This is a genomic window from Streptomyces sp. NBC_00223 (genome assembly GCF_036199905.1).
Classification (GTDB): domain Bacteria; phylum Actinomycetota; class Actinomycetes; order Streptomycetales; family Streptomycetaceae; genus Actinacidiphila.
Window position 1 is genome coordinate 7,626,072 of sequence record NZ_CP108109.1, and the last position, 19,822, is coordinate 7,645,893.

Below are 19,822 nucleotides of genomic sequence, written 5' to 3' on the forward strand. Positions count from 1 at the left end.
GGTCAGCGCAGTCCGGGGATGAACTGGACGACCAGGTCGATGAGTTTGATGCCGACGAACGGCAGCAGCAGACCGCCCAGCCCGTACACCCGGAGGTTGCGGCCCAGCAGGGCCGCGGCCGAGGAGGGCCGGTAGCGGACACCGCGCAGGGCCAGCGGGATCAGCGCGAGGATGATCAGCGCGTTGAAGACGATCGCCGAGGTGATGGCCGACTGCGGGCTGTGCAGGCCCATGATGTTGAGCCGGTCGAGGCCCGGGTAGGCGGCGGCGAACATCGCGGGGATGATCGCGAAGTACTTCGCCACGTCGTTGGCGATCGAGAAGGTCGTCAACGCGCCCCGGGTGATGAGCAGTTGCTTGCCGATCTCGACGATCTCGATCAGCTTGGTGGGGTCGGAGTCCAGGTCCACCATGTTCCCGGCCTCCTTGGCGGCCGAGGTGCCGGTGTTCATGGCCACGCCCACGTCGGCCTGCGCGAGGGCGGGCGCGTCGTTGGTGCCGTCGCCGGTCATCGCGACGAGCTTGCCGCCCGCCTGCTCCCGTTTGATGAGCGCCATCTTGTCCTCGGGGGTGGCCTCGGCGAGGAAGTCGTCCACGCCCGCCTCCCGGGCGATCGCGGCGGCCGTCACCGGGTTGTCGCCGGTGATCATCACCGTACGGATGCCCATCCGGCGCAGCTCGGCGAAACGTTCCCGCATTCCGGCCTTGACGACGTCCTTGAGGTGGATGACGCCCAGGACCGTCGCGGTGGTCGTCCCGTCGCGCTCCACGACCTCGCCGACCACCAGGGGGGTGCCGCCGTCGGCCGCGATGGCGTCGACGGCCGCGTCGACCTCGGCGGCGGGGTGGCCGCCGTGGTCGCGTATCCACTCCACGACCGTGCCGGCCGCGCCCTTGCGCAGCATCCGCAGGCCGCCGTCCTGGGGGAGGTCGACGCCGCTCATCCGGGTCTGCGCGGTGAAGGGCACGAACTCGGCCCGCTCCGGCCGCTCTTCGGCCCGGCCGCGCGGTCCGTGGCCCTGGTCGGCCAGGACGACGACGGAACGGCCCTCGGGGGTCTCGTCGGCCAGCGAGGCGAGCCGGGCGGCGGCCGCGAGCGCGTCGGGGCCGGTCCCGCCGACCGGGACGAACGCGGCGGCCTGCCGGTTGCCGAGGGTGATGGTGCCGGTCTTGTCGAGCAGCAGGGTGTTGACATCGCCCGCCGCCTCGACCGCGCGCCCGGACATGGCCAGCACATTGTGCTGCACCAGGCGGTCCATGCCCGCGATGCCGATGGCCGAGAGCAGCGCGCCGATGGTGGTCGGGATGAGCGCCACGACCAGGGCGGCCAGTACGACGATCGACTGCTCGGCGCCCGCGTAGCCAGCCATCGGCTGGAGGGTGACGACCGCGAGCAGGAAGACGACGGTCAGGGACGCCAGCAGGATGTTCAGCGCGATCTCGTTGGGCGTCTTCTGCCGCGCGGCGCCCTCCACCAGGGCGATCATCCGGTCGATGAAGGTCTCGCCCGGCCGGGAGGTGATCTTGACCACGATCCGGTCGGAGAGCACCTTCGTACCGCCGGTCACCGCGCTGCGGTCGCCGCCCGACTCCCGGATGACGGGGGCCGATTCACCGGTGATCGCGGACTCGTCGACCGAGGCGATGCCCTCGACGACGTCGCCGTCGCCCGGGACGGTCTGCCCGGCCTCGACCACGACATGGTCGCCGGGCCGCAGATCGGCGGCGGACACCGGCACCTCCGCGCAGTCGGCCGGCCGGACTCCCCGCTGCCAGCCGGTGAGCCGGCGCGCGACCGTCTCGGTCCTGGTCCGGCGCAGGGTCTCGGCCTGTGCCTTGCCGCGGCCCTCGGCCACCGCCTCGGCCAGATTGGCGAAGATCGTGGTGAGCCAGAGCCAGCCGGTGATGACCCAGGCGAAGACGCTGGGGTCCTTGAGCGCGGACAGCGTGGTGAGGACCGCGCCCACGGCGACGACGAACATCACCGGGTTCCTCGCCAGCACCCGCGGGTCGAGTTTGCGGACCGCGACGGGCAGACCGGCCAGCAGCTGCCGGGGGTCGAGCAGTCCGCCGGATATTCGGTGGGGCGGCCGGGGCGCCGCCGGGCCCGAGGGCGCGGCGGGCGGCCGTTGTGCGGTCAGGGACATCAGTGCAGACCTTCCGCGAGCGGGCCGAGCGAGAGTGCGGGGAAATAGGTGAGGCCGACGACGACCACGATCACGCCGGTGAGCAGGCCGACGAACTGCGGCCGGTGGGTGGGCAGGGTGCCCGCGGTGACCGGTACGGGCCGCTGCCGCGCCAGCGATCCGGCCAGCGCCAGGATGAAGATCATCGGCAGGAAGCGGCCGAAGAGCATCGCCAGCCCGAGCGCGGTGTTGTACCACTCGGTGTTGACGCTCAGACCGGCGAACGCGGAGCCGTTGTTGTTCGCCGCCGAGGTGAAGGCGTAGAGCACCTCGGAGAAGCCGTGCGGGCCGGAGTTGAGCATCGCCGCGCGCTCGCCGGGCAGGGCCGTGGCCAGTCCGGTGCCGACCAGCACCACCGCGGGGGTGGCCAGGATGTACAGCGAGGCGAACTTCATCTCGCGGCTGCCGAGCTTCTTGCCCAGGTACTCGGGGGTGCGGCCGACCATCAGCCCCGCCACGAACACCGCGATGACGGCCAGTACGAGGATTCCGTACAGCCCGGAGCCCATGCCGCCGGGCGCGATCTCGCCCAGCATCATGTCGACGATCGTCATTCCGCCGCCGCCGGGCGTGAACGAGTCGTGGAAGGAGTTGACGGCCCCGGTCGAGGTCAGGGTCGTGGACGTGGCGAACAGCGCGGACGCCCAGATACCGAGCCGCTGTTCCTTGCCCTCCATCATGCCGCCGGCCGCGTGACCGGCCTGGCTGCTGACACCGTGCAGCTCGCTGAAGGTGATCACCGCCACCGAGGCGGCCCAGATCAGCCCCATCACGGCGAGGATCGCGTAGCCCTGGCGGTGGTCGCCGACCATCCTGCCGAACGTGCGCGGCAGCGAGCAGGCGATCACCAGCAGCAGATAGACCTCCAGCAGATTGGACAGGCCGTTGGGGTTCTCGAAGGGGTGGGCGGAGTTGGCGTTGTAGAAGCCGCCGCCGTTGGTGCCCAGTTCCTTGATCGCCTCCTGTGAGGCGACCGGGCCGCCGGTGACCGACTGGTGGCCGCCGGTCAGCGTGGTGATCTCGTGCACGCCGTGGAAGTTCTGCACCGCGCCGGCCGCGACCAGCACGATCGCGAAGACGAACGCCATCGGCACCAGCAGCCGGACCACGACCCGGGTCAGGTCCACCCAGAAGTTGCCGACGCGGTCCGTGTCGCGCCGGGTGAAGCCCCTGATCAGCGCGGCCACCACGGCGATGCCGACGGCGGCCGACACGAAGTTCTGCACGGCCAGGCCCGCCATCTGGACCAGATGGCCCATCGTGACCTCGCCGGAGTACGACTGCCAGTTGGTGTTGGTGACGAAGGAGGCGGCGGTGTTGAACGCCTGGTCGGCCTTGACCGGCGGGAAGCCCAGCGAGAGCAGCAGATGGTTCTGCAGCCGCTGGAAGCCGTAGAGGAAGAGCACCGAGACCGCGGAGAAGGCCAGCACACTGCGCAGATAGACCGGCCAGCGCTGGTCGGCGTCGCCGTCCACCCCGGCCAGCCGGTAGCAGCCGCGCTCGATCCGCAGATGGCGGGCGCTGGTCAGCAGATGCGCCAGGTAGTCGCCGAGCGGGCGGTACGACAGGGCCAGCGCCGCGATCAGCACGCTGATCTGGAGCCAGCCCGCGAGGGTGTCGTTCACTGGAACCTCTCCGGGAAGACCAGCGCCAGCACGAGATACCCGAGCAGGCAGACGGCCACGACGAGACCGACGACGTTCTCCGCGGTCACAGCCGCTCCACCCCCTTGACCACGAGGGCGAGCACGGCGAAGACCGCGATCGGCACGGCGATGAACACGAGATCGGACATGGGCGGAAACCCCGGATCGTCTGGAGAGCGGAGATGAGCTGCCGTTTTCCGGCCTGCCCAGCACAGCCGCCCGCCCGGGTTTCGCGTCAGGGGCGTTGACGCGTTCTTGGCGCCGGGACCCGCGATGTTGACGCCTTCTTGACGCGGCCGGCCCCTACGGCCCCCGTACGGCCCCGCGCGCCGCCGCCGTACCGGGGGCGCTACTCGCCGCGGTGGACGAACTCGAAGACCGTGCCCAGCACCCCGGCGATCAGCGTGCCCAGGCCCAGCAGGAAGAGCCACAGCCCGAAGACGATGCCCAGCACGGTCAGCGCCGCGCCCACCGCGATGGCCGGCGGATACGGGCTGCGGGCCGGGAAGAAGTCCAGCGGCCCGGCCCGTTCGGCGACCACACCGTCCCTGCGGTCCTCCGGCCGGTCACCCATACGACGGTGGGTGGTGGCGAAGAAGAAGGAGATCACCGAGGCCATCAAGAACGCCACGGCCAGCGCCGACGTCCCGGCCGGCTCCCGCGACCACCACGCGTACAGACCCCCGGTGACCAGGAAGAACCCCGCCACCCCCGCGAACAGATACGCCTCGATCTTCATCGGCCCACCTCCCCGTAGGTGTCCGGGGTCGCCTTGCCCGCCGCCGTCTGCGGGGACGGCAGGGCGGCGGCCTCGGGGTGGTGGAGGTCGAAGGCGGGGGAGTCGGAGCGCACCCGCGGCAGCGCGTGGAAGTTGTGCCGCGGCGGCGGGCACGAGGTGGCCCACTCCAGCGAGCGCCCGAAGCCCCAGGGGTCGTCGACGGTGACCCGGGGGGCGTACTTCGCGGTCCGCCACACGTTGTAGAGGAACGGCAGCGTCGACAGGCCCAGCAGGAAGGCGCCGATCGAGGAGACCGTGTTCAGCGTGGTGAACCTGTCCGCGACCAGGTAGTCCGCGTACCGCCGGGGCATGCCCTCCGCGCCGAGCCAGTGCTGCACCAGGAAGGTGGTCTGGAAGCCGACGAAGAGCATCCAGAAGTGCACCTTGCCGAGCCGTTCGTCCAGCATCCGGCCGGACCACTTGGGCCACCAGAAGTAGAAGCCGCCGAAGGTCGCGAAGACCACCGTGCCGAAGAGCACATAGTGCAGATGGGCCACCACGAAGTAGCTGTCCGTCACATGGAAGTCCAGCGGCGGCGAGGCCAGCACCACTCCGCTCAGCCCCCCGAACAGGAAGGTGACCAGGAAGCCGATCGCCCAGAGCATGGGCGTCTCGAAGGACACACTGCCGTGCCAGATGGTGCCGATCCAGTTGAAGAACTTCACCCCGGTCGGCACCGCGATCAGATACGACATCAGCGAGAAGAACGGCAGCAGCACCATCCCGGTGGCGAACATGTGATGTGCCCACACGGTCGCCGACAGCATCGTGATGGCGATGGTCGCGGCCACCATGCCGATGTAGCCGAACACCGGTTTACGGCTGAACACCGGGATGATCTCGGTGATGATCCCGAAGAACGGCAGGGCGACGATGTAGACCTCGGGGTGGCCGAAGAACCAGAACAGGTGCTGCCACAGGATCGCGCCCCCGTTGGCCGCGTCGAAGACATGCGCCCCGAACTTGCGGTCGGCCTCCAGGGCCAGCAGCTCCGCGGTCAGCACCGGGAAGGCCAGCAGCGCCAGGATCGAGGTGAACAGGATGTTCCAGGTGAAGATCGGCATCCGGAACATCGTCATTCCGGGCGCGCGCAGGCACACGATGGTGCTGACGAAGTTCACCGAGCCCAGCGTCGTGCTCAGACCCGCGAGCACCAGCCCCATCGCCCACAGATCCCCGCCCGCGCCCGGTGAGTTGACCGCGCTGTTGAGCGGCGCGTACGCGAACCAGCCGAAGGCCGCGGCCCCGCCCGGCACCACGAACCCCGAGACCACGATGATCGCGCCGAACAGATACAGCCAGTACGTCAGCGCGTTCAGCCGGGGGAAGGCCACATCGGGCGCGCCGATCTGCAGCGGCATCACCGCGTTGGCGAAGCCGGCGAACATCGGCGTGGCGAAGAGCAGCATCATGATGGTGCCGTGGATGGTCACCATCTGGTCGTACTGCGCCCGGGAGACGAACTGGAGGCCCGGCCGGGCCAGTTCGGCCCGCATGCCCATCGCGAGCAGCCCGCCGAGCAGGAAGAAGCAGAAGGCGGTGACCAGATACATGTTGCCGATGACCTTGTGGTCGGTCGTCGTCACATAGTTCAGCAGCCGGTTGCCCAGCGTGCTGCCGCGGTCGATGTCCTCCCCGGCTCCGGGGCGCGCCGAGCGCCCGTCCTCCTGCGGCGCCGTGTCGATCCGGGTCATGGCAGTCTCCGTTCGGGTTCGGCGAGCGCCTCTTCGACCCGGGGCCGCTGCTCGGGCGCCGCCGGCAGCTCCACCCGGTGCCCGTAGTACCAGCGGCTCAGCGAGGCCCGCAGCCGGCTCAGGCGCGGGGCGGCGGCCCCGGGCGGGGGCGCCGGCCTGGGCAGGTCCCGGACCAGGAAGCGGTAGTAGCGGTCGGCGGCGACCGGCGCGTGCCCCGGCTCCAGCCCGCCGTACACGCTCTGGGTGACCTCACCGGTCTCCTCACCTCGCGTCAGCAGCCGCCGCTCGTGCGACTGGAGGGCCAGGCACAGCCGCTTGGTGACGAGGAAGGCGACCACCGGGGCGACCACGAACAGGACGCGGAAGAGCCAGGTCAGGGCGTTCACCGACAGATGGAACGAGAAGGCGATCACATCGTTGCCACCGGCCGCCAGCAGCTCCGCGTACCAGACCACGCCCGCCACACCGAAGGCCGTACGGACCGGGCGGTCGCGCGGCCGGTCGGACAGATGGTGCTCCCTGCGGTCGCCGGTCACCCACCGCTCGAAGACCGGGTAGACGAACAGCAGCGTGAACAGCAGCCCCGGCAGGATCACCGCGGGCACCAGCACGTTCCACATGATCGTGTGCCCGTCCACCTGGTTCTCCCACGGCGGCATCAGCCGCAGCGCGCCCTCCAGGAAGCCCACGTACCAGTCGGGCTGGGCGCCGGTGCTCACCTGGTCGGCGCGGTAAGGGCCGTACGCCCAGACCGGGTTGATCTGCGCCAGCGCGCCCAGCGCCGTCAGCCCCGTGAAGACCAGGAAGAACAGCCCGGTGGACTTCGCGATGAACTGCGGGAACATCGGCTGCCCGACGGCGTTGCGGTTGGTCCGGCCCGGGGAGCCCCAGTGGGTGTGCTTGAGGTAGACCACCAGGATCAGATGGACGGTCAGCAGCGCGACCAGCGCCGCCGGGACGAAGAGCACATGCAGGATGTACAGCCGGTTGTTGAGCGCGTGCCCGGGGAAGGGACCGTCCCAGATGAAGAAGGCCAGATAGGTGCCGACGACCGGGATCGACATCACGATGGTGTTCGCCGTGCGCAGCCCGGTGCCCGACAGCAGGTCGTCGGGGAGCGAGTAGCCGCAGAAGCCTTCGAGCAGCGCCATGAGCAGCAGCAGGATGCCGATCATCCAGTTGATCTCGCGCGGCCGGCGGAAGGCGCCGGTGAAGAAGACCCGCAGCATGTGCACGCTGATCGCGGCGACGAAGACCAGCGCCGCCCAGTGGTGGGTCTGCCGCATCAGCAGCCCGCCGCGGATGTCGAAGCTGATGTGCAGGGTGGAGCTGTACGCCGAGGTCATCGGCAGGCCCCGCAGCTGCGGGTAAGTCCCGTTGTACAGCGCCTCTTTCGAACCGGGGTCGAAGAACAGCGTCAGCCAGGTGCCGGTCAGCAGCAGCACCACGAAGCTGTAGAGGGCCAGTTCGCCCAGCAGATAGCTCCAGTGGTCTGGAAACGCCTTCCGCAGCAGGGCCTTGACCGCCTCGGCCGCAGGCAGCCGGCGGTCCAGGACGTCGAAACCGGTCCGCGCGGCATCCCGCCCGGCGGCCCGTACGTGCTCCCGCCGCTTGCGGAACAGCATGCCTCACCACTTCCCGGTCGCCGCGCACAGTGCTGTCGGGCGTGCGTCCCATGTTTCACCGGGACGCCGTCCGGCAGGCCGCTCACAGCGCGTGACCGGGCGATTCGTGGGCCAACTTCACCCGTTCGCGCCACCGGGGGCCGGACGGGGGCGACGCGGGCGCCCGGACCGCTCATGCGATCCGGGCGCTTCACCGCGTGGTCGGCCGCGGTCAGGCGGGCACCAGCTCCGGGTGGAGCAGCACCTTGGTCCAGCCGTCGTCGCGCTTGTCGAAGTGGTCGTAGCCCTCCGCCGCCTGGTCCAGGCCGAGTTCGTGCGAGACCAGGAACGACGGCCGCGCCTTGCCCGAGATGATCAGGTCGCGCAGCCGGCGGTTGTAGCGCAGCACCGGGCACTGACCGGTGCCCATGTGCTGGCCCTTGCTGAAGAGCGTGCCGTAGTCGAAGCCGATCCGGCCGGTCCTGGCGCCCTTGTCGGCGGCCTTGGGGTCGTCGGGCACGTACACGCCGACCACGCCGATGCCGCCGGTGGTGCGGACCGCGTGTATCAGGTTGTCCATGACGAGTTCGGGGTGCTCGTCGCCGCCCTGGTCGTGCGCCTGGTAACCGACGGCCTCGACACCGCAGTCGGCGCCCTCGCCGTGGGTGAGGTCCAGGATCTGCTCGACCGGGTCGCCCGCGGAGAAGTCCACCGCGGTGGCGCCGATCTGCTGGGCGAGCGCCAGCCGGTCCGGCTCCTTGTCGACGACGTACACCTCGGCGGCGCCGCGGATCAGCGCGCTGTGCGCGGCCATCAGCCCGACCGGTCCGGCGCCGAAGACGGCCACTCGGTCGCCGGCCTGCTGCCCGGCCAGCACCGTGCCGTGCCAGCCGGTGGGGAAGATGTCGGAGAGCATCGTGAAGTCGTTCTCGTGCTCGTTGCCCGGCGGCAGCTCCAGCAGATTGAAGTCCGCGTACGGGACGCGCAGCAGCTCGGCCTGCCCGCCGTCGTACGGGCCCATGTTCGCGTAGCCGTACGCGGCGCCGTCGACTCCCTCGGTGGGGTTGGTGCGCACGCAGAACGAGGTCCAGCCCTGGAGACAGTTGCGACAGGTGCCGCAGGCGATGTTGAACGGCACGGACACCCGGTCGCCGACCTTGACCCGGGAGACGCCCGAGCCGGTCGCTTCGACGATGCCCATGTTCTCGTGGCCGAGCACCGTGCCTTCCTCGACCGTGGTGCGGCCCTCGTACATATGCAGGTCGGACCCGCAGATGTTGGTCGTGGTGATGCGGACGAGCGCATCGGTCGGCTGCTCGATCCGGGCGTCGGGGACGTCCTTGACCGAGACGGTGAAGGGGCTGTCGTAGACCACGGCTTTCATCGCGTCATCCCTTGCTCTGTTGGGGAAAGGTGGGGAGAGATACGGCCCTCGCGGGCCCGTCGCCCGCGCGGAGCGGTGCCCGGACGCCTGTGCCCGGACGTCTGTGTCCGCCGGCTCCGTCGGGGTGGGTCCGTCGGGTGGCTTCGTCCCTGCGGGTGCCCGGCCCGGGGTGGGCGAAACGTCCGGTTCGGCCGTGTACGGCGGCGGTTCGCGGGCACCCGGACGCGTGGGCAGCGCCGTCCCCGCGTCCCCGGCGTCACCGGCGCGGGGAGCGGGTACGTCGCCCGCCGTACCCCGGCGACCGGCACTGTCCGTGCCGCCACCGACCACGAGGAGTCACCGTGAGCGAGCAACCCGGCCGCCCGTCCGTCTGCGCCAACCCGATCAAGGCGCCCGGCACCGAGGAGAGCAGCTGGCTGGCCTGGGAGGGCTGGGGCATGCTGCCCGAGGCCGCGCTGCCCGGCGCCGGGCGGGTCGTGGTCGTGGGCGCCCACCCGGACGACGCGGTGCTCGGTGTCGGCGGCACGATGGCCCTGCTCACGCGGGCGGGCGTCCCGCTGACCGTCGTGTCGGTCACCGACGGCGAGCCCTCCGACCCCGACGGCGAACGCGTCACCCCGTCCCCGGACGGAGCCGCCGGGGCCGCGGTCACCGAGGCCCGGCAGGCGCTGGCCGAGCTGGGCGCGGGCGACGCCGACACCCGCAGGCTCCGGGTGCCCGACGACCGGGTCCCCTTCCACGAGGACGAGATCGTCGCCGCGCTCACCCCGCTGCTGACCGGCGCCGCGCTCTGCCTCGCGCCCTGGATCGGCGATGTGCACGGCGACCACGAGGGCGCGGGCCGGGCCGCGCTGGCCGCCGCCCGCGAGGCGTCCGTGCCGTGCCGGATGTACCCGGTGTGGATGTGGCACTGGGCCCGCCCCGGTGATCCGCGGGTGCCGTGGTCGGCCGCGTCGTGCGTCCGGCTCTCCGCGGAGGCCGCGGCGCGTAAACGGGCCGCCGTCGCCGGTCTGGCCGGGCGGGCCGGGCCGCCCCTGCCGGAGTACCCCGGTGACGCCGCGGTCCTGCCGCCCGGGGAGGTCGAGCACCACCTGCGCGACGTCGAGCTGGTCTTCGAGTGAGCCGTACGACCCTGCTGAAGGGTGCCGGGCGGGCGGGGGCCCGCCCGGCACGCGTTCTCACTTCAGATACGGGCCGTCCGTGCCGATCTTCCCCGGCGCGGCGTTCTTGCCGCCGAGGTCGAGGACGTAGACCCGCATGTCGCCCTTGCCCGGCGCCGCGATGGCCAGCGTGCCGTTGGTGACGACCCGCACGTCCCCCGTCACGGCGTCCTTGTAGGTGCCGTTGGGGATACCGGTGAAGGTGGTCGCGTCCGTGACGGTGACCAGGGCGAAGCTGTCGACACCGGAGGCGGCGTCGGTGTAGCGGCGCTTGTAGGCCATGCTGCCGCTGGTGACGCCCTCGGTGCTGTACTGGCCCATTTGCAGCGCCGGGATCGCCCGGCGGATCTGGTTGAGCCGTTGCAGATGCTTGACCAGCGGCTGCGCCAGGGTGGTGGCGACCGGCCCGGTGGCGCTGTCGACCCGCGAGAAGTCCGAGGCGGTCACCGTGCCTTCGAGGTGGTCGCCGTAGTACGCCCGCCCGGTGGTCGCCAGCGGGCAACTCGGCCCGCAGTCGATGGTCCTGCCCGCCTGGAACTGGATCTCCGAGCCGTAGTAGAGGGTCGGGATACCGCGGAAGGTCCACATCAGCGCCATGTTCTCGGCCCACGCGTCCTGGCCGCCGGTGTAGCGCACGGAGGACTTGTTGGGCCCGTAGTCGTGGCTGTCGACGTAGACCGCGTTGTACGTGGCGTCGTTCGTGGAGTCGTCCGAGTCGGCGCCGTTGCGGAAGGCGTTGTGCGCGTCACCGAAGTTCATGTGCATGCGCATGTCGATGATGTTCATGCCGGAGAACTTGCTGTGGTCCGGCGTGTGGTAACTGTTGCCGTCCAGGAAGGCGTTGGTGGACGTCGGCTGGTTGCCGGTGCCCAACTGCTCCTCGTAGTTGTACTGGTCGAGCGCCGCCTGGGTGTCGTCGGCGGTGTACTCCTTGCGCTCCTTCCAGGTGTAGAACTGCGCGGAGTGGTTGACCGAGCCGCGGTTCCACTTGTCGTTGACGAAGGCCCCGACCTCACCGAAGACATAGAAGTTCCGCGCCTTGTCCGCACCCCAGTCCTGGGTGACGCGCTGCTGGAGCGCGGGCAGGAAGCGGCGGTTCCAGGTGACGCGCGGGATGTGCACGGCGGTGTCGACCCGGAAGCCGTCCACACCCATGTCGATGTACTTGTTGTAGGCGCCGATCAGATAGTTCTGCACCTCGGGGTTCTCGGTGTTGAAGTCGGCGAGGTCGTCGGCGAGCCAGCAGGAACGCGAGTCCTCGCCCTCCCAGTTGCCGATCCAGCACTGGTGGTAGAACTTCGCCGGGAACATGTTGGACGTCGGACCGGGCCACTGGCAGTTGTAGATCGTGTAACCCTCGGGGCTGTGCTGGCCGTTGGGCTTGCCCCAGTTCAGGCAGGTGTTGCCGGCGGGCTCGGCCGTGGACCACAGGTCGCCGTTGTAGTACGACTTGCCGGTCTTCGGGTCGATCGTCAGGCCGTCGTACTCGAAGCCGTCCTCCTTCTCGTCGTAGTACCAGGACCACTGCGCGTCCCTGACCCCGTAGACGGTCGGGGTGAACAGGCCCTTGGCGCCCCAGCGCGAGCTGTGGTTGTAGACGACGTCCTGGTAGATCTTGATGCCCTTGGCGTGGGCGGCGTTGATCAGGTCCTGGTACGAGGCGCCGGCCGACTCCAGCCGCGGGTCGACCCGGTAGAAGTCGTACCCGTGGTAGCCGTGGTAGTCGTAGTCGCTGCGGTTGAGGACCACCGGGGTGATCCAGATCGCCGAGAAGCCGAGCGCCTTGACGTAGTCGAGCTTCTGCACCAGGCCCTTGAAGTCGCCCCGAAACATGGGGTCGTTGTTGGCCTTGTTGCCGGAGGCCACGTCCTGGTTGCCGCCGCGGTCATTGCTCGTGTCACCGTCGTAGAAGCGCGCGGTCAGCACGAAGTAGATCGGGTCCTTGCGCGGGTCGGTGCCCAGCGCCTTGCCCGTGGCGGCCGGCGGGGGCGCGTCCCCGGTGGTCGCGCTCGCCGGGGCGGACGAGCCGGAGACGTTCCCGGCGGCGTCCAGGGCTCTGACCGTGTACGTATAGGTGGTGTGCGGATCGAGGCCGGACTCCGACAGTACGGTCGAGCCGATGTTCGTCACGATCGTGCCCTTGGCGCCGCCGGTCCGCGTCACCTGATATCCCGTCACACCGGTGTCGTCGGTGGAGGGTTCCCAGGTCAGCACGATCGAGGTGTCGGTCGCCGACGCTTTCACCGATCCCGGGACGGTCGGCGCCTTGGTGTCGGGGACGACGGCCGCGCAGGGGTCGGCGGCGTTGGCGGTGATCTTGGTGTCCTTGACGCTGCTCACGCCGCTGCCGAGGATGTAGTTGTTGCCGTTGTTGTTGTCCCAGGTGCCGTTGCCGTTGTTGAACGTGGCGGCCAGGCCCGAGGCGCCCTGGAGATCGACGGTCTTCTTGACCCAGCCGGTGCAGGCCGGCTCCATTCCGACGCCCGGTACGGTCGTCCACGCCTTGCCGGTCGGCGCGTAGTGCAGATTGACCGTCGTCCAGCCGACCGTGGTGGTCGAGTAGTAGACGGTGGCCGAGCCGGCGCCGGTGTCGGTGGGGGTGGGAGTCGGTCCGCCGGTGCCGCCGCCGTCCGCGCACGGGTCGCTGTGGGCCACCACCCCGTCCTTGACGGTGATCGTGCCGGTGCCCAGCGCGTAGTTCCGGCCGTTGTTGTTGTCCCAGGTGCCCGAGCCGTTGTTGAAGGTCGCGGCCAGACCGGTCGCGCTGCCCAGGTCGACGGTCTTCTTGACCCAGTCCGTGCAGGCCGCCTCCATCGGCACGCCCGGCACATCGGTCCACGATCCGCCGTCGGGGGCGTAATGGAGGTTGTACGCGGCCCAGTCGCGGGTCTTGGTGTAGTAGAAGACCGTGGCCGAGTTCCCGGCCGCGGCGGCCACGGGGGAGGCGGACGCGGAAGGGGCGGCGTGGGGGACCGCCGTGATGAGTGCCAGCAGGCCGGACGCTGCCAGCGCTGTGGCCAGGGGGCGTCTCAGCCGCCTGCGCGTGGGGGGTCTCACGAAAGGGCTCCAGGTGGGGAATGCCGCGGCTGCCGGCCGCGACGACCTACAGGACAGGCGCCCGTGAGGGTGCCTGGGTGCGATCTCCCGCCGGGGAGGCCCTGACGCGCCGCAGGGTCCTGGCGAGCAGCGACTTCTGACGCCGTGTCGGACAGAAAGTTGCTGCAATCTCTTGCGCAGCAGGAAGTTACCCGTTCATGACAGGACCGTAAAGGGTTCCGGCACAACCGGCGCACAGCCTGCGGAGAGTGACGATCCACTGCGGGAGTCCGCGCCGCGGGCCGGATTGCGCCGGGCGGCCCGGAAAACCGGGTCGAAACCCCCGGGTCGGGGTGATGGCCTCGAACTCCCGCTGTTTCGCAAGGTGTTGGCAGATCTTGCACGACTCTTGACGCCCGCGCGCGGCCGGGGGGACAGTCGAGGCGCGCACCTCGGCCGCCGATCGCGGTGCGGGCACCCGGACGCCGGGCGTGGGCGGTACCCGGACGCCGGGCGTGGGCGGTACGGCGGCCGGCGGGTCAGATCAGGTTGAACGAGGAGACCCGCCAGCGCTGGAAGCCGGACTTCACCAGGCCGAGCACCACGTAGTCGCCGCCGTCGGCCGACGTGGGCAGCAGACAGTAGCGCTGGGCGGAGACGAACTCCGGCCCTCCGAGGTCGCCGAGGCCCGCGCTGTTCGGCGGGAAGTCGCTGTTCGGGCCGTAACAGACGGGCGCGGCGGCCAGCGCGTCCGGATAGAAGCGGAACTGATTGGCGGCCTCGGCCGCCACCCCGGAGTCGGCGAACGCGGACGCGGCGGCCGTGTCGTGCTTGCGCAGCGCGGTGAGGAAGGCGTCCACGGTGGGCCGTTCGGTGACGGCGGAGAGCCCGGAGGCGACGACCGCGTGCCCGTTCCAGCGCAGGGTCGCGGTGTAGTCGAGGGTCGCGCTCGCGCCCGGGTCGCCGTCCTGCTGGGTCGACCACTGGGCGACGACACCGCCGTCGGCGTACCGCAGCCGGTGCACGCTCGCGTTCTCACCCGGCTGGTGGCCGGGCAGGTTGATGTCGCTCAGGGAGAGGGACCCGAGCAGCGTGGGGCCGTGGGTGTAGAAGGCGATGATCTCCGGCCAGGACACACCGCCGGCGTTGCAGTAGAGGGTGGCGGCCGCGTCGCCGGTGCCGTCGCCGTCCAGGTCGCCGAGCGCCAGCACATCCGCGCGCGGCCCGCCGGTCTCCACCCAGCCGAGCCCCATCACCCCGCGGATCTCGGGGATGCCCGGCAGCCTGCCGCCGGACAGCCTCCCGGCCTTGTGACCGCAGGCCGCGGGCACCGGGGCCGAGAGCAGGCTCGCCGCCGTCACCGGCTGACGGGAGTCGATGTCGTCGGCCACCGCGCCCAGCGCCTCATTGGTCAGCTCGATGCTCCGCATGAGGTCCGGGTGGAAGCACGCCCCGCTGAACGCCTTCAACGGCATGTCGGCCACATCGGCCTTGCTGACCACCCCGAAGGCGAGCCCCACGGAGTCGGTCAGCCCGCGCACCCCGTTGAGCTGGTAGGAGCAGGAGACCGTCTTCGTCGCGTCGGCCCCTTGGAGCGCGGAGTCGGCGGTGACGATCAGGTCGCCGGTGTCCACGGACTTCGTGCTCCACGGCAGCGCGAACCACCCCATGTCGCGGACCTGGAAGCGGGTCCGGCCGCCCAGCGCGTCCACGAACACGGACTTCGGCCACGGCTTGAGCGCGCGCAGCTGCGCGGAGCCGGCCCGCAGCGCCTGACCGGCCTGCGACTCGAAGGCGGCGACCGGCGCCGGGAGGCGGTCGCAGAGCGTTCCGGTGGTGATGTCGGCGGTGGTCAGTTGTCCGCAGCTCGCCAGGATCAGCCGTACGACGGCCAGCAGATCGTCCGTCGCGGCCCCGGCGTCGAGGCCCGCCTCACCGAGCAGGGCCGCCACCGAGCCGGTCTCCGGGGTGCCGAAGGTCACCACCGTGCTGATCTCGGCCGCCCGGTCCGGGCCGGACACCCCGGGATGGGTCGCCGCGTACCTGGTGACGAGGCCGCCCATCGAGTGCCCGACGACGATCACCTTCTGGCCGCTCGCCCGGTAGAGACAGTCGATGACCTTGCCGAGCGCCGGCCCGAGATGGGCGTCGTCCACCCAGCGCGCGGAGTAGGGGTGGTAGTCGAAGGTGAAGACGGCGGCGCCGGGCAGCGACTGGAACTGCCCGATCAGCGACCGGGTGGTGGTCACCGTGCCCAGCCGGTTGGCGGTGAGGTCGATCCGGTGCGAGAACGCGCCCCGGCCCGCCGCGTCGTGGGTGTCGCTGCCGGTCCAGCCGTGCACCATGACGATCGGGGTGTACATGCCCCGGGCGTCGGGGGAGTACGCGACCGGCGTACCGTTCGGGTTCGTGTCCGTCGGCAGGGTCGGGGCGAGCCGGACGGTGTCCTCGTCCAGTCCCAGCCTGCCGGAGTCACAGGTGGCGGCCCAGGAGGACGGGGTGCCCGCGGCGGGAGCGGCGGACGCCGGTGCCTGGGCGGCGAGTTGGGGCCCGGCGAGGAGTACGAGCGCGGTGGCGGCGACGGCGGCGCGGCGCGGGAGGCGGGGGCGTGCGGCGCGGCGCGGCAGGCGGGGACGTGCGGCGCGGCCGGTGTGCTCGACGCGGTCGGCGGCCGCTGCGGCCTTCGCGGCGCGGTCGGCCCGAGCGGCCCGCGCGGTTCGGAAGAGCCTCATGACGCCACCGCCGTCGGGGTGGCCGCCGCGGCGGGCAGTTGCATCGTGGCCAGCACCTTCCAGGACTCGCCCTCGTTCACCATCACGGCCGCGTAGCCGACCGCGGGCCCGCCCGGGGGCGCCACGGTGACCGTCATGACCCCGCCGCCGACGCCGTCCGGCGCCCAGGACGCGGGCTCCGGCGTGACCTTCGACCCCTTCGGCACGCCCTGCGCGGCCCGCCCCTTGACGCCGTCCCGGGCACCGGCCGCGACCAGCGAGGAGGGGTCCGTGGCGAGCCTGCTCAGCGCGGCGGCGACCTGCCGGGCCTGGTCCGGCGACCCGACGGACGCCGTCGGCCCGCCCTTGCCGGGATCGCCGGCCGCCGCACGGTCCCCGTGCCGGGTCAACAGCACGACCAGCAGCGCGATCACCCCCGCGGCCACGACGACCGCCCCGACCACCAGCCCGCGCGAGCGCACCACGCCAACTCCCCCCAGCAGTACCGAATGAGGGGGAGCGTATTCCCCCGGATCGCCGCGGCACCCGGTGGATACGGTTTCGTGACAGTCCCGTACCATCCGCCCGCCTCCGCCCGTTCCTCCCACCCCCGACCCCCGCGCCACGCTCGCCGTCAGCCGGTTCCGGGCCGGGCGAACCCCCGGAGTGGGCGAGAGGCCGGGGGCGTGCGACGCGATGCCCGACACGGTCCGGAAGACGCCGCACGAGCAGGCGGCCGTACGCGTGTGGGACCTACGGCGGCAGACCTGTGCGCGCTTCCTCGAAGCCGCGATGGCCGCGACCGTCGCCGACAGAACGGGACGTGGCCGGGCGGACGACACCGCCGCGTTCCAACGGGCCCTGGTCGGCGTCACCTTGGAGGGTCCGGCCGAGGTCACCCGGCCGGCCGGTGGTCAGCCCTCCCGGGCCGCCGCCGCGCGATGCGCCGCCGCCCGCGCCACGAAGATCTCGTGCAGATCCCGCACCGCCCTGGGCACCGAACCTGACAGGCTGCGCTGTACGACCATCCGGACGGTGGTGGAGTCGTCCTCCAGCGGCCGGTACGTGATCGCGCCGCTGCGCTCCAGCGGGTCGCCGATGACACTGAAATCCGGCAGCACGGTGGCGCCCAGTCCCTCGGCCACCATCAGCTTGCCCATCTCGGCGCCGTCGGTGGAGTACGAGAAGGACGGGGTACGGCCGTCGAGCAGCCGGTGCAGATAGCGGTGCATCACGTAGCCGGACCGCATGACGATCATCGGCTCGGTGAGCAGGTCCGCCATGCCGATGGTCCGCCGCGCGGCCAGCGGACTGTCCGGGTGGAGGCAGACCACGGGCCGTCCGCACAGCAGTTCGGTGGTCTCGAAGCCGGGCGGCAGGTCGTCGCCCTGGAGATAGTTCACCAGGCCCAGGTCGAAGCGGCCCTCCAGGATCGAGCGGTGGATGTCCGCCTGCTGCGCCGCGATCACCTCGACCTGTGTCACCGGGTGGCTCTCCCGGAACTCCCGGATCGTCGGCACGAGCAGCGGCACGGTGGCGGCGTTGACCGTACCGAGGCGGATCATCCGGCTGGTGCGGTGCTGGTGGTCGGCCGCGCGGCGCAGCCGGTCCACCGCGTCGAGCACGGTGACGATGTGCGGCAGCAGCTCACGGCCCTCGTCGCTGATCTTCGCCCCCGAACGCCTGCGGTCCAGGAGGTCCACGCCGAGTTCGCGTTCGAGGTTGCGCACGGTCTCGCTCAGCGCGGGCTGGGACAGATGCAGTTCCTCCGCCGCCCGGCGCAGCGACCCGAGGCGGGTGACGGCCTCGATGTACTCCAGCTGTTCGATCCGCACGGCAACGGCACCGCCCTGCTCCGGCCCGGCCCGGGGGCGGACCGGGAGGCTCCGAGTGAAAGGGAAACCCTATCAGTCGTTCGCGAACGCCGACTCGACCCCGGGTGTCCCTCCTGGTTAGCCTTGTCGAAGACGGAGACCCGTGTCGTCCCTGACATGCCGGCCCGTCCGTCCCGCGAGAGGGTGATCGATATGCGCCGCCTGACCAAGCGCCGCCACATCGACCTCGCGCGCGTGTCCAGCGCCTTCTGTTGTCGCTGAACCGCCGTACGGACCACCGCTGTCCGGACCACGGCTCGCAGAGCCGTCCGGAACCCCGCCGGGACCTCCGTTCGGCCCCCGCCTCGCCTTCCGCGCCTTCCGCGTCGGACCGCCGACCCGCACGACGTGACCCGCGGGGCCTGAACCGCAGGCCCTGAACCGCGGGGCGTGATCACCACGCCGTGGGCGACCGAGGCGTGATCCTCCGCACGCCGTGCCCGCCTCGGCCCGCACCCCCCGCCGCCGGATCGACGCGTCCCGACCGCCTTCCACCTCGGCCACGCCCGCACGTCCGTACGCGGCGCCGCTTCTCTCGCGGCCGCCGCGCCCCCGGTCCGGCGTGCCCGTATCCCACCCCACCAACGGGAGTCCCGCATGTCATCCGTACCGCCACCGGCAGAACCCGTGCGCTTCGCGTACTGGGTGCCCAATGTCAGCGGTGGCCTGGTCACCAGCACCATCGAGCAGCGCACCGACTGGGGGTACGACTACAACCGCGAACTGGCCGTGCTCGCCGAGAACAGCGGCTTCGAGTACGCGCTCAGCCAGGTCCGCTACATGGCCAGCTACGGCGCCGAGTACCAGCACGAGTCGACCGGCTTCAGCCTCGCCCTGCTGCTCGCCACCCAGCGGCTGAAGGTGATCGCCGCCGTCCACCCCGGTCTGTGGCACCCCGGGGTGCTGGCCAAGTTCGGCGCCACCGCCGACCAGTTGTCCGGCGGGCGGTTCGCCGTCAATGTGGTCAGCGGCTGGTTCAAGGGCGAGTTCACCGCGCTCGGCGAACCCTGGCTGGAGCACGACGAGCGCTACCGCCGCTCGGAGGAGTTCATCCGGGCGCTGCGCGCGATCTGGACCGAGGACCACGCCGAACTGGCCGGTGACTTCTACCGGATCCGCGACTTCTCCCTCAAGCCCAAGCCGCTCAACACCGCCGAGCGCCCGCACCCGGAGATCTTCCAGGGCGGCAACTCCACCGCCGCCCGCGCGATGGCCGGCCGGGTCTCGGACTGGTACTTCTCCAACGGCAAGGACTTCGACGGCGTCACCGAGCAGATCGGCGACATACGGACCTCCGCCGCGGCGGCCGGCCGTACCGCGCCCCGCTTCGGCCTCAACGCCTTCCTGATCGCCCGCGACACCGAGGCCGAGGCCCGCGACACGCTCCGCGAGATCGTCGCCAAGGCCAATCCGGAGGCCGTGGAGGGCTTCGGCGCCGCCGTCCGGCAGGCGGGCCGGTCCACCGCCGACGGCAAGGGCATGTGGCAGGACTCCACCTTCGAGGACCTGGTCCAGTACAACGACGGCTTCCGCACCGGGCTGATCGGCACCCCCGAGCAGATCGCCCGGCGGATCGTCGCCTACAAGCGGCTCGGCGTCGACCTCTTCCTCCTGGGCTTTCTGCACTACCTGGAGGAGGTCGAGTACTTCGGCAAGAAGGTGCTGCCGATCGTCCGCGAGCTGGAGGCGGAAGCCGACCGCTGAGCGCGGGCCGCACCCCGTACGCACCACGAAAGCACCCGCACCACGG

General features: G+C 71.1%; 14 protein-coding genes. 3 read left to right on the forward strand and 11 right to left on the reverse strand.

Annotation, left to right across the window (positions count from 1 at the left end; genetic code table 11):
* Positions 1–2 precede the first annotated feature (2 nt).
* From kdpB to OHA30_RS32415, 7 genes are all read right to left on the reverse strand, one after another.
* Positions 3–2,147: a potassium-transporting ATPase subunit KdpB gene (kdpB, locus tag OHA30_RS32385; protein ID WP_328917422.1), complete on the reverse strand. Its 2,145-nt coding sequence runs from the start codon at positions 2,145–2,147 to the stop codon at positions 3–5.
* The gene (gene kdpA / locus OHA30_RS32390) at positions 2,147–3,811 is read right to left on the reverse strand and encodes a potassium-transporting ATPase subunit KdpA (protein WP_328917423.1); all 1,665 of its coding nucleotides are present in this window, start codon (positions 3,809–3,811) and stop codon (positions 2,147–2,149) included. The genes kdpB and kdpA overlap by 1 nt, the downstream gene beginning before the upstream one ends.
* Complete coding sequence (gene kdpF, locus OHA30_RS32395) at positions 3,808–3,900, reverse strand: K(+)-transporting ATPase subunit F (RefSeq protein WP_328917424.1); 93 nt, start codon at positions 3,898–3,900, stop codon at positions 3,808–3,810. Before kdpF ends, kdpA begins: the two co-directional genes overlap by 4 nt.
* Positions 3,901–4,180: 280 nt before the next feature.
* Complete coding sequence (gene ctaF / locus OHA30_RS32400; RefSeq protein ID WP_328917425.1) at positions 4,181–4,570, reverse strand: aa3-type cytochrome oxidase subunit IV; 390 nt, start codon at positions 4,568–4,570, stop codon at positions 4,181–4,183.
* Positions 4,567–6,303 (reverse strand): aa3-type cytochrome oxidase subunit I, encoded by a 1,737-nt coding sequence (gene ctaD, locus OHA30_RS32405; protein WP_328917426.1) that lies wholly within the window; start codon positions 6,301–6,303, stop codon positions 4,567–4,569. Before ctaD ends, ctaF begins: the two co-directional genes overlap by 4 nt.
* Complete coding sequence (qcrB, locus tag OHA30_RS32410; protein ID WP_328917427.1) at positions 6,300–7,928, reverse strand: cytochrome bc1 complex cytochrome b subunit; 1,629 nt, start codon at positions 7,926–7,928, stop codon at positions 6,300–6,302. Before qcrB ends, ctaD begins: the two co-directional genes overlap by 4 nt.
* Before the next feature lie 211 nt (positions 7,929–8,139).
* Positions 8,140–9,291 carry a glutathione-independent formaldehyde dehydrogenase gene (locus tag OHA30_RS32415; RefSeq protein WP_328917428.1) on the reverse strand — a complete coding sequence of 384 codons (1,152 nt, stop codon included), beginning with the start codon at positions 9,289–9,291 and terminating at the stop codon, positions 8,140–8,142.
* A 341-nt stretch (positions 9,292–9,632) separates the two neighbouring features.
* Here OHA30_RS32415 and OHA30_RS32420 point away from each other — a divergent pair, with 341 nt between their 5' ends.
* Positions 9,633–10,412: a PIG-L deacetylase family protein gene (locus OHA30_RS32420; RefSeq protein WP_328917429.1), complete on the forward strand. Its 780-nt coding sequence runs from the start codon at positions 9,633–9,635 to the stop codon at positions 10,410–10,412.
* Between the two features lie 57 nt (positions 10,413–10,469).
* Here the strand turns inward: OHA30_RS32420 and OHA30_RS32425 are convergent, their stop codons facing one another.
* The 4 genes from OHA30_RS32425 to OHA30_RS32440 all read right to left on the reverse strand — a co-directional run bounded on the left by OHA30_RS32425 (position 10,470) and on the right by OHA30_RS32440 (position 18,033).
* Positions 10,470–13,508: a carbohydrate binding domain-containing protein gene (locus OHA30_RS32425; RefSeq protein ID WP_328917430.1), complete on the reverse strand. Its 3,039-nt coding sequence runs from the start codon at positions 13,506–13,508 to the stop codon at positions 10,470–10,472.
* A 518-nt stretch (positions 13,509–14,026) separates the two neighbouring features.
* Positions 14,027–16,219, reverse strand: coding sequence for an esterase/lipase family protein (locus OHA30_RS32430; protein ID WP_328917431.1), 2,193 nt, complete (start codon positions 16,217–16,219; stop codon positions 14,027–14,029).
* A complete protein-coding gene (locus OHA30_RS32435) occupies positions 16,216–16,683 on the reverse strand; it encodes a hypothetical protein (protein ID WP_328917432.1) in 468 nt (155 codons plus the stop codon). Before OHA30_RS32435 ends, OHA30_RS32430 begins: the two co-directional genes overlap by 4 nt.
* Before the next feature lie 429 nt (positions 16,684–17,112).
* Positions 17,113–18,033, reverse strand: coding sequence for a LysR family transcriptional regulator (locus tag OHA30_RS32440; protein WP_328917433.1), 921 nt, complete (start codon positions 18,031–18,033; stop codon positions 17,113–17,115).
* A 192-nt stretch (positions 18,034–18,225) separates the two neighbouring features.
* Here OHA30_RS32440 and OHA30_RS34140 point away from each other — a divergent pair, with 192 nt between their 5' ends.
* Positions 18,226–18,294: a putative leader peptide gene (locus OHA30_RS34140; protein WP_443045136.1), complete on the forward strand. Its 69-nt coding sequence runs from the start codon at positions 18,226–18,228 to the stop codon at positions 18,292–18,294.
* Positions 18,295–18,669: 375 nt separating this feature from the next.
* Complete coding sequence (gene sfnG / locus OHA30_RS32445) at positions 18,670–19,776, forward strand: dimethylsulfone monooxygenase SfnG (RefSeq protein WP_328917434.1); 1,107 nt, start codon at positions 18,670–18,672, stop codon at positions 19,774–19,776.
* Positions 19,777–19,822 lie beyond the last annotated feature (46 nt).